Source organism: Neisseria sp. P0021.S007, assembly GCF_051956855.1.
In genome coordinates this window covers 1-657 of sequence record NZ_JBQCXA010000608.1, presented here as the reverse complement: position 1 = coordinate 657, position 657 = coordinate 1, and the positions used below count along the sequence as shown (strand labels likewise).

Here is a 657-nt window from a genome sequence, read left to right as displayed (position 1 = left end):
GAGAAAGACGGCGTTCGGCGCGGATGTTCAGGTTGGGGTTGTTCAACGGACCGACGAAAGAAACCGTACCTTTGGTGATGTCGAGGTCTTGACCGTAGGCTTTGTAACGGCCTTTGACGACTTTCACCGTACCGACGCCCTGGACGGTTTCACCCGGTCGGGAAGTGATGTTCAGCCTGCCGCCTATGGTGATGTCTGCGCCGTAACCGACGAAACGGATATTGTCGTTGAGGTTGAGCGTGAGGTTAAGGTTGATAGGTGTCACGGCGGCGGTTTGTTTTTTCTCTTCGCCCAACACGACGACATCGTCGTCCAACGAGGGCATGGAGGATTTTTGCGAACCGAACATACCGTAGTCGCTGTTTAACGTACCGTTGAGGAACACGCCTTTTTGCTGGTTGTATTGCACTTTCGCGCTGCCGGAGAGGCGCAGGCGGCGGTTCGGACGGGAAAGGGTGTCGTATTTGTCGAAGACGACATCCACGTCAACGTCCGGATCGGCGTTGGCAAGGTTGACCGAGCCTTTCAGCTCGAGCGTACCGCCTTTATGGAACTTGAGGCTGTCGATGACCCAGCGCTGTCCCTGCAAATGGGAACGTAAAACGCCGTTGTCGAGGATGAGGCCTTGGGTTTGGTTGCGGTAGTAGAGGTTTTCGC

Annotated in this window: 1 protein-coding gene; it reads right to left on the bottom strand. The window is 55.6% G+C overall.

What is annotated here, in order from left to right; translation table 11 throughout:
- Positions 1–657: translocation/assembly module TamB domain-containing protein (locus ACTHUR_RS14925; RefSeq protein ID WP_440399379.1), on the bottom strand; the 657-nt coding region annotated here is incomplete at both ends.